This window comes from Pseudomonas sp. AC532, assembly GCF_979258965.1.
Genome location: NZ_OZ409888.1, coordinates 4,798,926 through 4,811,727 on the forward strand (window position 1 = coordinate 4,798,926; position 12,802 = coordinate 4,811,727).

The window sequence follows — 12,802 nt, forward strand, 5'->3', positions numbered from 1 at the left end:
GACCCGGCTGCAACGCCGCTCCAGTAGCCCAACCTGTCAAGCGAAACGGCTCTGCAACGGGCCTTTCGGGCGATGGCCGGTCTCCAATCACCTTCAACTTCGCGCGCCTGGCTTCAGTCCATAAAAGAACATTGGACGATTACGGAGCCCTCATTCATGCCTGTGCCACGCGCATCCCGTTTCGACAGTTCTCTTGCCTTGCTCCGCGAGGGTTACGACTTCATCGGCAACCGCTGCCGCCGCTTGCACAGCCCGGTGTTTCAGAGCCGCATCCTGCTGCAACGTACCTATTGCCTGCAGGGCCACGCCGCCGCGGCGATGTTTTACGAGACCCCCAACTTGAGCCGCGTCGATGCGGCGCCGCGCATGCTGGTCAAAACCCTGTTCGGCGCGGGTGCGATACAGGGGCTGGACGGGACCGCGCACCATGGCCGCAAGGCGCTGTTTATCGAGTTGCTGACCCGCGAGTCGGCCGCAAGGCTGGCCGCTGGCGTCGAGCAGGAGCTGCTCGGTACGCTGGACGCCTGGGTGGCCGCCGAATCGGTGGACGCGCTGAGCGAGCTGCAGGGCGTTCTCTACCGGGCGGTGAACCGCTGGGCGGGGGTGCCCGCGGCGCATTTGTCGGCCCGGCACCAGGCGCAACTGGTGGCGCTGATCGAAGGCGCCGGCAGCGCCGGCCTGGAGCACTTGCGTGGCCGTCGCGCGCGCCGGCAGGCCGAGCGCTGGGGCGCAGCGTTGATCGAGGCGCAGCGCCGCGCCGGGGGTACGCTGCTACCGGCCGATGGCGCGGCGGCGAAGATCGCGGCCTACCGCGAAAACGGCGAGCTGCTGGCCCCGCGGGTCGCAGCCGTGGAGTTGCTCAACGTTTTGCGGCCCATCGTCGCCGTCGCCTATTTCGTGCTGTACGCGATGGTGGAACTGGCGCGCCATCCGCAGTGGCGCGACTCGTTGCAATCGGGTGATCAGGGGCTGTTGCCGTTCGTACAGGAAGTAAGGCGGTTGTACGCCTTCTTTCCGTTCACGGCTGCCCGGGTGGTCAACGATTTCGAGTGGCGTGGCCTGCAGTTCAAGCGTGGCGCACGGGTGCTGCTCGATCTGTACGGCAGCAACCGCGACCCACAACTGTGGCCAGAGCCGGACCGCTTCAATCCCGCGCGCTTCGAGACCATGCAGCTCGATGCCTATACGCTGATCAGCCAGGGTGGCGGTGATCACCACACCGGTCACCGCTGCGCGGGCGAGTGGCTGACCATCGACATCATGCGGACCTGCCTGCGTGTGCTGTGCCGCCAGGTGGACTACCAGGCGCCGGTAATCGACGAGAAACCCGTGCGCAACTGTTTCCCGATGAGGTTCTCCAGGCGCTTCGAGATCAGCCACGTGCACTGGCTGGACGGGCAGGGCAGGCACACTGATGCGGCGCCTGTGTAACGGCCTCGGCGGTCGAGCGTTACCGCGGATGCCGTTATGATGGGGGCTCACTCAAGCCCGAGAACCTGTCGATGTTGCAATCTGCCGAGTTCCGGCCGCGCCTGCGTGCCGGATTGATCGAGTTTCCGGTGCATCACATGCGCGGTGGTACCTCCACCGGCCTGGTGCTCTGGGAACGGTTCGCACCGAGCGAGCCTGCGCTGCGCGACGAGTTGCTGCGTCATCTCATGGGCGTGCCGTTGCACGGCACGCACCCGGGCAATCGGCAGATCACCGGCCTTGGGCGCGGCACGCCGACCAGCAACAAGGTGTTCTTCGCCGATTGGGAAACGCACGCAGGCGCTGGCCGGCTGGTCAGCACCCTGGCGCAGTTGGCCGGGGATCACGCGACCATCGACTGGAGCGTCAATTGCGGCAACCTGTCCAGCGCCTTGCCGCTGTGGGCGCTGGATGTCGGGCTGGTCAGTGTGGCGGCGGGCGAGCCTCTCGACGTCAGCATTCGCAACAGTAATACCGGGGTGATCAGCACCGGGCGTTTGGGGTGCACCGCCGACGGCGCGCTGGCCTGTGCGTCGATCCCCGGCGTCGATGGCGATTTTCCAGCGGTCGACCTGTTCCTGCATGAGCCGGTGGGTGCCAAGACCGGGCAGTTGCTGCCAACCGGGCAGGTGGTCGAGCACATCGACGGGCGTGCAGTGTCCTGCGTCGATGTAGCGGTGCCGATGGTCATCGCCCTGGCCAGCGACTTCGGCAAGACAGCCCGCGAGCCGCTAGGCGAACTCCAACATGATCATGCCTTCATGGCCGAACTGCGCCACCTGTGGGTCGAAGCTGGGCTGCGCATGAAACTACGCCGTCGCGATGGTGAGCTGATGACGGCAGACGAACTGGCGCGCAGCGAAACCCAGCCCAAGGTGTGCATCGTCGGACCACCTGCGGGCGCCGGCAATATCGCCGTGCGGTATTTCACCCCGCAGGCAGTGCATGCCTCCATGGCGGTGTCTGGCGGTTGCTGCCTGGCGGCGGCGGCCCTGATTCCAGGCTCGGTGGCCTGGCAGGTCGCTGAAGGTCTGGCTGCGCCGTGTGCGGCATTCACCGATATCGAAGTGGCTATCGAGAACCCGGCGGGCATCCTCGCCACGACGGTGGTAGCCCGTGAGTATGACGGCGGGCTGCAGGTCGACAGCGCCGCGTACCGGCGAACCGCGCAGTTGCTGTTGCGTGGGCATGTGCCGTTGTATCGCGCATCGCCAGCGCTGATCGAGGCATTGTTGCCGCTGGCGCAGCGCTAGGCTTCCTGGCGTTTGGGCTTGTGCTCCGCTGGCGGCGGTTCGATGCCCCAGTCGCCCTGCAGGTACCAGTCGTCACCGAGCATTTCGCTGGGGTGCTGCGTGCGCCCTGCGCCGTTGCCGCATGCGAGGGAATCCGCAGCGCAATACCGGTCGCAACCCCAGCAGATACGCTCGGGCCTGGTCGGGTGCAGGGGGAATTTCCTGGCCATGTCGCGCACTCCTGAGTGGCTACGGAACCAGGCTAGCGCGCTGGGCGTGACGGCCCTTGACCCGGATCAACGCTCATCCGGATAGGGCCGCACGTCGTGCCTACCGGTTCAGGCCGAACCTGCAGCCTCCTCTCGGGTTTCTCCCGGGCCATGCTGACGCAGCTTCTTGGCGCGTTTTTCCAGCACCAGGTACACCACGCAGGCGACCGCCAGGGGCAGCAGGAAGTAAATCGCCCGGTAGCCGATGAGCGCAGCGACGATGCTGCCCTTCGACATCTCGTGCTGCAGCATGGCGATGAACACCGCCTCGATGACGCCCAGCCCGGCCGGTATATGGGTGATCACCCCGGCGATGCTGCTGATCATCAGGATGCCGAGAATGGTCGGGTAGAAGGCCTCTTCTGGCAACAGCAGGTAGATGATCAGTGCCATCAGCGACCAGTTCAGGGCGCCCAGGCCGGCCTGAAGCAGCGCCATGGGGAGCGCAGGCAGGGTCAACTCGTGGCCGCGGATGGTCCAGGAGCGGCGCTTGGAAAACTGGCAGGCGATCAGGTAGCCGAAGCCCACCGCCAGCAGCACCAGGCCGATGATGCGCAGCCCGGTAGCGCCGATGGCCCAACCTTCCGGCAGTTTCAGCAGCCCGAAGGTGAAGAGCACGCCGGCCAGCAGGATGTAGCCCAGCCAGTTGGTGATCAGGCTCATGCTCAGCACCCGGGTGATGGTCGATACCTTCAGGCCCAGGCGCGAATACAGGCGGTAGCGCAGCGCCACGCCGCCAACCCAGGAACTGAGGTTGAGGGTGAACGCGTAGCACACGAACGTCAACGGCAGCACTTGCCGGGTTGGCAGGCCGTGCTGGGTGTAGGCGCGGCCGATCAGATCGAAGCTCGAATACACCGCGTAGCTCAGGGCTGCCACGCCCACTGCCGCGAGCAGGGTGGAGGTGCTGTAGCTGCGCAGCGCCTGGCTGACTTCCTGCCAGTCGAGGTTCTTGATCAGCATGAACAGCAGCGCTGGCACCAGAACGAAAAAGCACAGGGTCAGCAGGCGCTTGGCCCAGCGCCATGCAGGTTTGCCTTGTTTGTCATCGGCTTTGCTCACGACATCTTCTCCTGATCTACCTGCAGGTTGCCGCATTGCGGGGCCTCGACTTTTGGCTGCAGCAATTTGAGCCGCGGCGAGTGGGCAGGGAACCAGCCGGCAATCGCCGGGAAGTGCCGCAGGAAATGGAAGCACATGAAGATCAGCGGCGCGCGCCACCAGTAACCGCGCATCACCCGCTTGAGCGGCACCGACTTGCAACTGGAGGTCGCCAGTTCCATCAAATGGTCATACAGGCGGCGGTTGAGCGCCGGGTCACGGATAATCACGTTGGCTTCCAGGTTCAGCGACAGGCTCAGCGGGTCCAGGTTGCTGGAGCCCACCGTCGACCACTGGTGATCGGCCAGCGCGACCTTGCCGTGCAGGGGGCGCTGGCAGTACTCATAAATGGTCACGCCATCGCGCAACAGGTAGTTGTAGGTCAGCCGCGAGCACAGGCGCACCAGCGGCATATCCGGCTGGCCCTGCAGGATCAGCGTGACATTGACGCCACGGCGCGCCGCGTTGCGCAGTTCGCGCAGCAGGCGATAACCCGGGAAGAAATACGCATTGGCCACTACCAGGCGGTGCTGGGCCTTACGGATCGCGTCCAGGTAGTGCTGTTCGATGGTGTTGGTGTCATCGCCATTGTCGCGAATGGTCATCAGCATACGGCTGTCGCCTGAGTGGCGATGATTGCTCGGCTGGTTGGTGCGGCGCAGGGCGATATCACGGTCATCGCGGGCTTCGAGCAACCGCTCGCTGGCCGCGTGCAGGTCGGCGACTATCGGGCCGCGCACCCTTACCGCGTAGTCCTGCTTGGCCATCGGGCCATATTCCATCAGGTGGTCGACCCCGTAATTGATGCCGCCGATGTAGGCAACCTCACTGTCGACCACCACGATCTTGCGATGCAGACGGCGGAACAGGTTGGTGCGCATGCCCAGCAGGCGTTTACCGGGGTCGAACATATGCACGCGCACCCCGGCCTCGGCCAGCGCGGCGATGTATTGCTGCGACAGGTCGGCGGTGCCGTAACCGTCCACGGTGATTTCCACGCGGGCGCCATTGCGCGCGGCGCTGATCAGCGCCTGCTGCAGTTCGATGCCGACCTTGTCTTCGAAGATGATGAACGTTTCCAGCAGCACTTCACGTTGTGCGTTGCGGATGCTCTCGAACACGGCGGGAAAGAAATCCTCGCCGTTGATCAGCAGATCGACCTGATTGCCATCACGCCAGTCGTACTTCATAGCCGTATCTCCACAGCCAACGGTGCATGATCCGACAGGTGCGACCAGGGGCGGGTCGAGAGCACCTGCGGGTTGTGAGTGGTTGCATTGCGCACATAGATGCGGTCCAGACAGAGCAGTGGCCACCGGGCCGGAAAGCTTCTGGCCGGCTTGCCGTGTTCGCTGACGAAGGCCTCCCGCAGGCCGCTTGCGGCCAGTAGCCCATCGGCGCGCTGGCGCCAGTCATTGAAGTCGCCGGCGACGATCACCGGGGCATCGGCGGGCAGGCGGTCGAGCACCTTGCAGAGCAGGCCGAGTTGCTGCTTGCGGTGGATCTCACGCAGCCCTAGGTGCACACAGAAGGCATGCACCTCGGCATGCCCTGGCACATCCAGCACGGTGTGCAGCAAACCGCGCTGTTCCTGGGTGCCGATGGAGATGTCCAGATTCTCGTGACGCAGAATGGGGAATTTCGAGAGCAGCGCATTGCCGTGGTCGCCGTGGGGATAGACGGCGTTGCGCCCGTAGGCGAACTGCGGCCACATGCTGTCGGCGAGAAATTCGTATTGCGGGGTCGGCGGCCAGTCCTCGTAACGCTTGGCATGGTGCTCGTGGGTGCCATGCACCTCCTGCAGGAACACCATGTCCGCCGACAGGGTGCGCACGGCATCGCGCAGCTCCGGCAAGATGAAGCGCCGGTTCAGCGCCGTGAATCCCTTGTGGGTGTTGACCGTGAGAATCTTCAGCGAGTGGACCGCGCCGGCCAATTCCGTTGGTGCCGGTTGGTGAGTCGTCATGATACTGCTCCTGGCGACCGGCCCGGCGCGTTGGGTAGCGCCTTGGCCAGGTCGAACTTCTCTAAAAGCGAATAGGCGTCGTAGGGCGCGCGGACCTTAAGGTCGTTGTCGAAGTAGCAGTAAACGTCGCGCGAGGCGCGTGCTCGCGGCTTGTGGGAATCGATCAGCTGGGCGTCGCCAGGCTGTTTGCCGCGGCTCCAGGTGGCGATGCGCTGATGCCAGTGTTCCAGCGCCTTGGCGTCGTAGCCGCTCTCGTAGAGCTTGCCGTTGCCATGCAGGCGCAGGTAGACGAAGTCGCTGGTCAGGTCCTCGGCATACGGCCACTTGCCACCGCTGTCGGCGAACACCAGCGCGACCTTGTGCTTGCGCAGCAAGGCGATGAAGGCCGGGTCGCGAAAGCTCTCGTGGCGGATTTCCACGGCATGGCGCAGGCGCTGTTTGGGCTGCATCGGGGCGTCATCCCCGGTGTGCCGATCGGCCGCGCGGGCGCAGCGCATGGCCTGCTCCGTATCGTGCGGGAGCAGGGCGAGAAATTCGCCGAAGCGCTGCTCATCGAAGGGCATGCTGGGCGGGAATTGCCAGAGAATCGGGCCAAGCCTGTCGCCCAGTTGCAGTGGGCCGGAGGCGAAGAAATTGGCAATTGGCGTGGCGACGTCTTTCAGGCGGCGCACGTGGGTGATGTAGCGCGGCGCCTTCACCGCGAAACGAAAGCCGTCCGGCGTTTCGCTGGCCCAGCCGGCATAGCGCTCGGGCGTTTGCAGGGCGTAGAACGAACCATTGATTTCGATGCTGTTGACGGCACGCGAGGCGAATTCGAGCTCCTCGCGCTGGCGCAGCCCCTCCGGGTAGAAGTCACCTCGCCAGGGCGCGTAACGCCAGCCGGAAATCCCGATATGAATGCGGCTCATGGGCAGTCACCACAGCGTGTCACACCAGGCGACAGACCCGGCAAGCGGGCAGGCCGAACGCGCAACGCCTGCTTGCGTGTCGCCTGTATCGGCATGGCTCAGTGGGCCCCGGTGACGCGGCGCAGCAAAGCGATGCTCGCGTCGTTGTCGCCACCCTGTGCGATATTGCCCAGTGAGATCACGCCGACCAGACGCTTGTCGCGGCTGAGCACGGGCAGCCGTCGTACCAGGTTCTCGCCCATGTTGCGGGCCACATGCTCGACGTCTTCGTCCTCGAAGCAATAATGAATGTCGCCACTCATTACCTCGGAGACCAGCGTTTCGCCCGGCATGCCGGTGGCCACCGCACGGGTGGTGATATCGCGGTCGGTGATCATGCCGACCAGGCGATCGTCCTGATTGACCAGCAGAGCGCCGCAGTCGATGCGCGCCATCATCGCGGCCGCTTCGTGGATGGTCTGTGAGGGCGTGATGGTCTGCACGCCGCGGGTCATGATATCGCTGACTTTCATTCTGTCCTCCAATCGGTGGTCGAGGTGGTTCAGCGAGGCGCCTGGCGGCTGCGCTGGGCAACCGTGGGGTTGCAGGCGTCGTTAAATTCCGACTGGATCTACCCGGTGGCGGTTCAAGGTTTTTGCCGCGCAGAAGCAGCAGGCAAGCGGCGGGGCGCCTTGTCAGAGCAGCGATTTCAGGTAGTCACCAAAGCCCCCGCGCGCTCGGCTGTCGAGACGGGCACTGGTGTAGACCTGCGGCAGGCAGCTGCGGGCGATACGTGCGCCGATGCGCTCGAAAGCCGCCACCAGTTGCACATCCTCGTCCACGGCAAGCGCCATGAATCCGCCGGCCCGGCGGTAGGCGGCAGCGCTGAACGACAGGTTGGCGCCGTGAATGTGCTGGTGGTCGTCGCGCACCTGGTAGCTACTGCCGTAGCGAGCCTGCACCGTTTCGTCGAGGTCGCCCCAGTCGGCCACCTGCACGGTGCCGCACACCACGTCGGCCTGCAGGCGACGTTGCTGCACCAGCCAGTCCGTTGCGACACGGCTGTCGGCATCGGAACACGCCAGCCAGTTGGCTCCCTGCGACAGCAGCCACTCGACGCCTGCAGCGCGCGCCAGGCCGACGTTGTGCGCATTGACCTCCAGGGTATCGACAGGGTAATCGCTGGCGACACGGGCGGAGCCGTCGCTACAGTCGTCCAGCACCACGACGATGCGCACGGGCATGTCCAGCTCGGGGTGGGCTGCAGCGCTGAGCAGCGCATCCAGGCACTGGTCGAGGTACTGCTCTTCGTTGTGGGCGGGAATGACGATGCCGATCACGCCGTGAACTCAGGGCCGTCGAGTGGGGCAAGCCCCTCGCGCTGCGCCACTGACGTGGGCTGGGTGCCCCACACCTCGAGAAGCATGTCGGCATCCTCGATGCGTAACAGGTGCGGCAGGCCCAGGCGGGCATGCAGGCGCTCGTGTACCTGGTCGCCGGTCAGCGGGCACTCGTCGATCGGCCAGCGCCAATGGCAGGCCAGCAGGTTGCCGCCCGGGTTGAGCGCGGAGCGGGCATGCTCGATCAGGCGCTCGAGATCCTCGCCATCGAGGTAGTAGCACAGTTCGCTGAGCACGATCAGATCGAAGCTGCCCGGCGGCCACTGCTCGGGCAGCCGGGTCTGCAGCAGGCGCACGTTGCTGCGCCGTTCGAGGCGATTACGCGCCAGTTCCAGGGCGATCGCCGACGTGTCGCTGCACAGCAGCTGGCTGCAGCGCTCGGCCAGGCGCACGCTGAGCTCACCATTGGCACAACCCGGCTCGAAGATGCTGCCGTAGTGGCTGCGAGGCAAGGCGGCGAGCGTGAGGGCGCGTTTGCGCTGTTCGTACCAGCGCTCACGGAACGACCAGGGGTCTTCACTGCTGCGGTAGAGCTTTTCGAAGTAGTTGTCTGCAACGCTCACAGGAAGATCACCTCGAACGGTTGTTGCAGGCGCTCCACGGTCCGTGTCGACAGCACCGGCTCGTGGCCATTGTCGGGGTCGCTGTACAGCTGGCTGGCGAAGGCCTGGATGGCGTGGCGCTTGCGCGCCTGGGTCCAGGTATCCAGCGGCAGCTTGTGCGCTCGCGCCCAGGGAATGCGCGGGTCTTCCGGGTTGGCCCAGTGCCACGCCCAGACCGGTATCTCGTGCACCCGCGCGCCGCAGGCGCCGGCGGCTGCAACGCAGGCACGGCCAACGGCCTCGTGATCGCTGTGGCCGTCCTCGCGCCAGGTGGTGAACACCACATCGCCTGGGTGCAGGTAGGTGCCGAGAAACTTCACCAGTTCGTGTTCGCGGCTGGCGACCGCGGTATCCGCAAAGCCGCCACGGACCCACTGCATCCGGTTCAGGGGCAGGCCGAGGCGCTTCAGCGCATCGGCACTTTCCAGCGGCCGCACGATGCTCAACCGCTCTGGCGTCCAGTAACGGGAGCCCGGGTGACTGGCGCTGCCATCGGTGACGGAGACCAGCAGGATTTGCCGACCTTCGCGGGCAAGCACTTGCAACAGGCCGCCGCAGGCGAGGATTTCGTCATCCGGGTGGGGCGAGACGATCACCGCCCGCGAGCCTGGCGGCACCAGTGCGGCGCCGTCGATGGTCGCCGCCGCGGCCAGACGGCGCGAGGCTTTCCAGGCGTGCAAGGAGGTGCCCTGTCCCTGAATCGGGTTGGTGTTCATAGCATCCAGCTTCCTTGTTGTTTGGCCACCAGGCTGCCGAGGTCGGCCAGGTCGCGCTCGGCATGGCTCTGCCGCAGGTACACCGGCAAGTCGGCGAAGTGCCTGGCCAGCGCGCCATCACGGCAGTAGGGCGCGGCACCCAGGGCACGGCCGACGTGGCGAATCACCTGTTCCGCACTGCTTTCGCAGACTGCACGCACCCGCCGTACCGGCAGCTGCGCATCGGCCCGAGGGTGGTCGTCGATCCAGCGGGCGCATGCGCGCAGAGCTTCGGCAGCCGCCAGCAGAGCGCTGTCGACCTGGCCCAGGTGGGCGCGAGCGTGGGGTTCGTCATACCGGGCGCAGTGCGTGCGCAGGGCTTCGCCGAGGGTCTGGGCGGCGCCATACCAGCAGGCGGCGATACCCGCACCGCCGTGCCAGAAGCCCGGCCTGCGCAGGTAGCCTTCGGCCGGGCCGACACGCTGGCCTCGTGCATCATCGAACTCGATTTCGACACTCTGGGAGGCCTGCATGCCAATGGCCTGCCAGCCCTGGGCGGTCACCCGCACGCCGGCCTGGGCCAGCGGCACGGCTACCAGTTGCTGTTCGCCGCGGGCATTCCAGGCGGTCAGCAGGCCGTGGCTCACCAGTGCGGCGCCAGAGCACCAGGCTTTGCGCCCATGCAGGCGTACGCTTCCATCCGGCAGTTCGGCGGCAATCTTCACCCGCGCATGCGGTGGTTCGGCTGCCCACATGCCCCAGGTACTGTCTGCGGGGCAGGGTGCGTCGAAGTACTGAAGAATCGCCAGGGCGTCGGTGTGGCCTTCGTAGAGTTTGCACAAACTCAGGTCATGGGCGGCAACGGTCGCCAGGGCCTGCCAGCGTTGCAGGGTCTGGCCGTGGCCAGGCTGCGGTAATGAGGCGAGGCCCGCGCGACACAGCGTATGCAACGCGTGGGCGAGGGCCTCGGGGTGGATCGGTGCATCGAGCGGCAGCTCATTCAGCAGAACAGCGAGGCGTTCGGTCGAATGGCTGCCGTCGTTCATGCCACCTTTTCCTTCTGCAGCTCGAAGAGCACCAGGGAGCGGTGGGTGACGGTGAACTCACTGCCGAACTCGAAGGTTTCGTCTTCCGCATCGTCGGTGCGGTTGGTGTCGATCATGCAGGTCCAGTGGCTGCCCTGGGCAACTTCCGGCAGGCGGAAATTGACCACGTCGTGGTGCGCGTTGACCACCAGCAACAGGGTCGCGTCGGCACCGCTGCGGCGGATGCCGGTCGGCTGGGCGCGGCCATCGAGCAGCATGCCCATGCAGCGGGCGTGCGGGTCGTGCCAGTTCTCCTCGCTCATCTCCTCGCCATGCGGCGCCAGCCAGGTGACGTCCTTCACGCCCAGCTCCTCGTTGTAGGCGCCTACGAAGAAGCGCCCGCGACGCAGGATCGGATAGCTCATGCGCAGCTTGATCAGGCGACTGACGAAGGCCTGCAGTTGCTTGCCCTGTTCGCCGAGGTTCCAGTCGATCCAGCCGATTTCGCTGTCCTGGCAGTAGGCATTGTTGTTGCCGTGCTGGGTGCGTGCGAATTCATCGCCGGCCACCAGCATCGGCGTGCCTTGGGCAAGCAGCAGGGTGGCCATGAAATTGCGCATCTGGCGGAAACGCAGGTCGTTGATTTCAGGGTCGTCGGTAGGCCCCTCCGCGCCGTGATTCCAGGACAGGTTGTTGTTGCTGCCGTCCTGGTTGTTCTCGTCGTTGTCCTCGTTGTGCTTGTCGTTGTACGACACCAGGTCATTGAGGGTGAAACCGTCGTGGGCGGTGATGAAGTTGACCGACGTGAACGGCCGCCGACCGCGCTGGTTGTACAGGTCGCCGGACGCCGTGAGGCGGCTGGCCAACTCGGCAAGCTGGCCTTCGTCGCCTTTCCAGAAGCCGCGTACGTTGTCGCGGAACTTGTCGTTCCACTCGGCCCAGCCGGGTGGGAAACCACCGACCTGGTAGCCGCCCGGGCCGCAATCCCAAGGCTCGGCAATCAGCTTGACCTTGCTCAGCACCGGGTCCTGGCGGCAGGCGACAAGAAAGCTGTGGCGCTCGTCATAGCCGTCGTGATGACGGGCCAGAATGGTCGCCAGGTCGAAGCGGAAGCCGTCGACGCCCATTTCCTTGGCCCAGTAGCGCAGCGAGTCGGTGACCATCTGCAGCACGCACGGGTGGCTCAGATCGAGGGTGTTGCCGGTGCCTGAATCGTTGATGTAGAAGCGCTTGTCATCAGGCATCAACCGGTAGTAGCTGGCGTTGTCGATACCGCGCATCGACAGGGTTGGGCCCAGCTCGTTGCCTTCGGCGGTGTGGTTGTAGACCACGTCGAGAATCAGCTCCAGGCCGGCATCGTGCAGGTGCGCGGCCATCTCCTTGAACTCGTTGATGTGGCCGCTGGCCAGGTAGCGCGGGTGGGGCGCAAAAAAGCCGATGCTGTTGTAGCCCCAGTAGTTGTTCATGCCCTTTTCCAGCAGGTGCTGGTCATTGACGAAGGCATGCACGGGCAGCAATTCCACCGAAGAGACGCCAAGCTTGCGGATGTGCTTGATGACCTCGGCGTTCGCCAGCCCTGCGAAGGTGCCGCGCTTGTCATCGGGCACTGCAGGGTGGCGCATGGTCATGCCGCGCAGGTGGGCTTCGTACAGGACGGTCTTGTCCCAATCCACACGGTGGTTGCGGTGCTTGCCCCAGGTGTAGGCCGGGTCGATCACCTTGCACTTGGGCACGAAGGGCGCGCTGTCGCGCTCGTCGAAGCTGAGGTCGCCGTCCGGGTGGCCGATCTCGTAGCCGAACAGGGCTTCGGACCACTTCAGTTCGCCCACCAGCTGTTTGGCGTAGGGGTCGATCAGCAGCTTGTTGGGGTTGAAGCGGTGACCGGCTTCCGGCTGGTAGGGGCCGTACACCCGGTAGCCGTAGATCAGCCCCGGGTGTGCGTCGGGCAGATAGCCGTGCCAGATTTCGTCGGTGTACTCCGGCAATTCGATGCGTTCGATCTCTTCGAGACCGTCGGGATCGAAGATGCACAGCTCGACCTTGGTGGCGTGGGCCGAGAAGAGCGCGAAGTTAACGCCCAAACCATCCCAGGTCGACCCTAGTGGAAAGGGTTGACCTTCGGTAATACGCGAGCGTGGTTGACTCATTCTGGGTG

13 protein-coding genes are annotated in these 12,802 nt (G+C 65.2%); 2 read left to right on the forward strand and 11 right to left on the reverse strand.

Annotated elements, in window-relative coordinates; all coding sequences use genetic code 11:
* Nucleotides 1-156 precede the first annotated feature (156 nt).
* The gene (locus tag ACZ0AV_RS22380; RefSeq protein WP_499153050.1) at nucleotides 157-1,431 is read left to right on the forward strand and encodes a cytochrome P450; all 1,275 of its coding nucleotides are present in this window, start codon (nucleotides 157-159) and stop codon (nucleotides 1,429-1,431) included.
* Between the two features lie 71 nt (nucleotides 1,432-1,502).
* Nucleotides 1,503-2,723: a PrpF domain-containing protein gene (locus ACZ0AV_RS22385; RefSeq protein ID WP_499153051.1), complete on the forward strand. Its 1,221-nt coding sequence runs from the start codon at nucleotides 1,503-1,505 to the stop codon at nucleotides 2,721-2,723.
* Here ACZ0AV_RS22385 and ACZ0AV_RS22390 read toward each other — a convergent pair.
* The 11 genes from ACZ0AV_RS22390 to glgX all read right to left on the reverse strand — a co-directional run bounded on the left by ACZ0AV_RS22390 (nucleotide 2,720) and on the right by glgX (nucleotide 12,794).
* A complete protein-coding gene (locus tag ACZ0AV_RS22390) occupies nucleotides 2,720-2,932 on the reverse strand; it encodes a DUF3079 domain-containing protein (RefSeq protein ID WP_499153052.1) in 213 nt (70 codons plus the stop codon). The two genes, ACZ0AV_RS22385 and ACZ0AV_RS22390, sit on opposite strands and share 4 nt — an antisense overlap.
* 108 nt (nucleotides 2,933-3,040) lie before the next feature.
* Nucleotides 3,041-4,069 (reverse strand): lysylphosphatidylglycerol synthase domain-containing protein, encoded by a 1,029-nt coding sequence (locus tag ACZ0AV_RS22395; RefSeq protein ID WP_499153053.1) that lies wholly within the window; start codon nucleotides 4,067-4,069, stop codon nucleotides 3,041-3,043.
* Nucleotides 4,030-5,262 carry a cardiolipin synthase ClsB gene (gene clsB / locus ACZ0AV_RS22400; RefSeq protein ID WP_499153054.1) on the reverse strand — a complete coding sequence of 411 codons (1,233 nt, stop codon included), beginning with the start codon at nucleotides 5,260-5,262 and terminating at the stop codon, nucleotides 4,030-4,032. The genes ACZ0AV_RS22395 and clsB overlap by 40 nt, the downstream gene beginning before the upstream one ends.
* Complete coding sequence (locus tag ACZ0AV_RS22405) at nucleotides 5,259-6,038, reverse strand: endonuclease/exonuclease/phosphatase family protein (RefSeq protein WP_499153055.1); 780 nt, start codon at nucleotides 6,036-6,038, stop codon at nucleotides 5,259-5,261. The genes clsB and ACZ0AV_RS22405 overlap by 4 nt, the downstream gene beginning before the upstream one ends.
* Nucleotides 6,035-6,946, reverse strand: a complete 912-nt coding sequence (locus ACZ0AV_RS22410; RefSeq protein ID WP_499153056.1) for a DUF72 domain-containing protein — start codon at nucleotides 6,944-6,946, stop codon at nucleotides 6,035-6,037. The genes ACZ0AV_RS22405 and ACZ0AV_RS22410 overlap by 4 nt, the downstream gene beginning before the upstream one ends.
* Nucleotides 6,947-7,044: 98 nt before the next feature.
* Nucleotides 7,045-7,458 (reverse strand): CBS domain-containing protein, encoded by a 414-nt coding sequence (locus ACZ0AV_RS22415; protein ID WP_499153057.1) that lies wholly within the window; start codon nucleotides 7,456-7,458, stop codon nucleotides 7,045-7,047.
* 162 nt (nucleotides 7,459-7,620) lie between these two features.
* Nucleotides 7,621-8,265, reverse strand: a complete 645-nt coding sequence (locus ACZ0AV_RS22420) for a glycosyltransferase family 2 protein (RefSeq protein ID WP_499153058.1) — start codon at nucleotides 8,263-8,265, stop codon at nucleotides 7,621-7,623.
* The gene (locus ACZ0AV_RS22425; RefSeq protein WP_499153059.1) at nucleotides 8,262-8,888 is read right to left on the reverse strand and encodes a class I SAM-dependent DNA methyltransferase; all 627 of its coding nucleotides are present in this window, start codon (nucleotides 8,886-8,888) and stop codon (nucleotides 8,262-8,264) included. The genes ACZ0AV_RS22420 and ACZ0AV_RS22425 overlap by 4 nt, the downstream gene beginning before the upstream one ends.
* Nucleotides 8,885-9,643 (reverse strand): PIG-L deacetylase family protein, encoded by a 759-nt coding sequence (locus ACZ0AV_RS22430; protein WP_499153060.1) that lies wholly within the window; start codon nucleotides 9,641-9,643, stop codon nucleotides 8,885-8,887. Before ACZ0AV_RS22430 ends, ACZ0AV_RS22425 begins: the two co-directional genes overlap by 4 nt.
* On the reverse strand, nucleotides 9,640-10,668 hold the full coding sequence (locus ACZ0AV_RS22435; RefSeq protein ID WP_499153061.1) for an acyl-CoA dehydrogenase family protein: 1,029 nt from the start codon (nucleotides 10,666-10,668) through the stop codon (nucleotides 9,640-9,642). Before ACZ0AV_RS22435 ends, ACZ0AV_RS22430 begins: the two co-directional genes overlap by 4 nt.
* Complete coding sequence (gene glgX / locus ACZ0AV_RS22440; RefSeq protein ID WP_499153062.1) at nucleotides 10,665-12,794, reverse strand: glycogen debranching protein GlgX; 2,130 nt, start codon at nucleotides 12,792-12,794, stop codon at nucleotides 10,665-10,667. The genes ACZ0AV_RS22435 and glgX overlap by 4 nt, the downstream gene beginning before the upstream one ends.
* Between the last annotated feature and the right edge of the window lie 8 nt (nucleotides 12,795-12,802).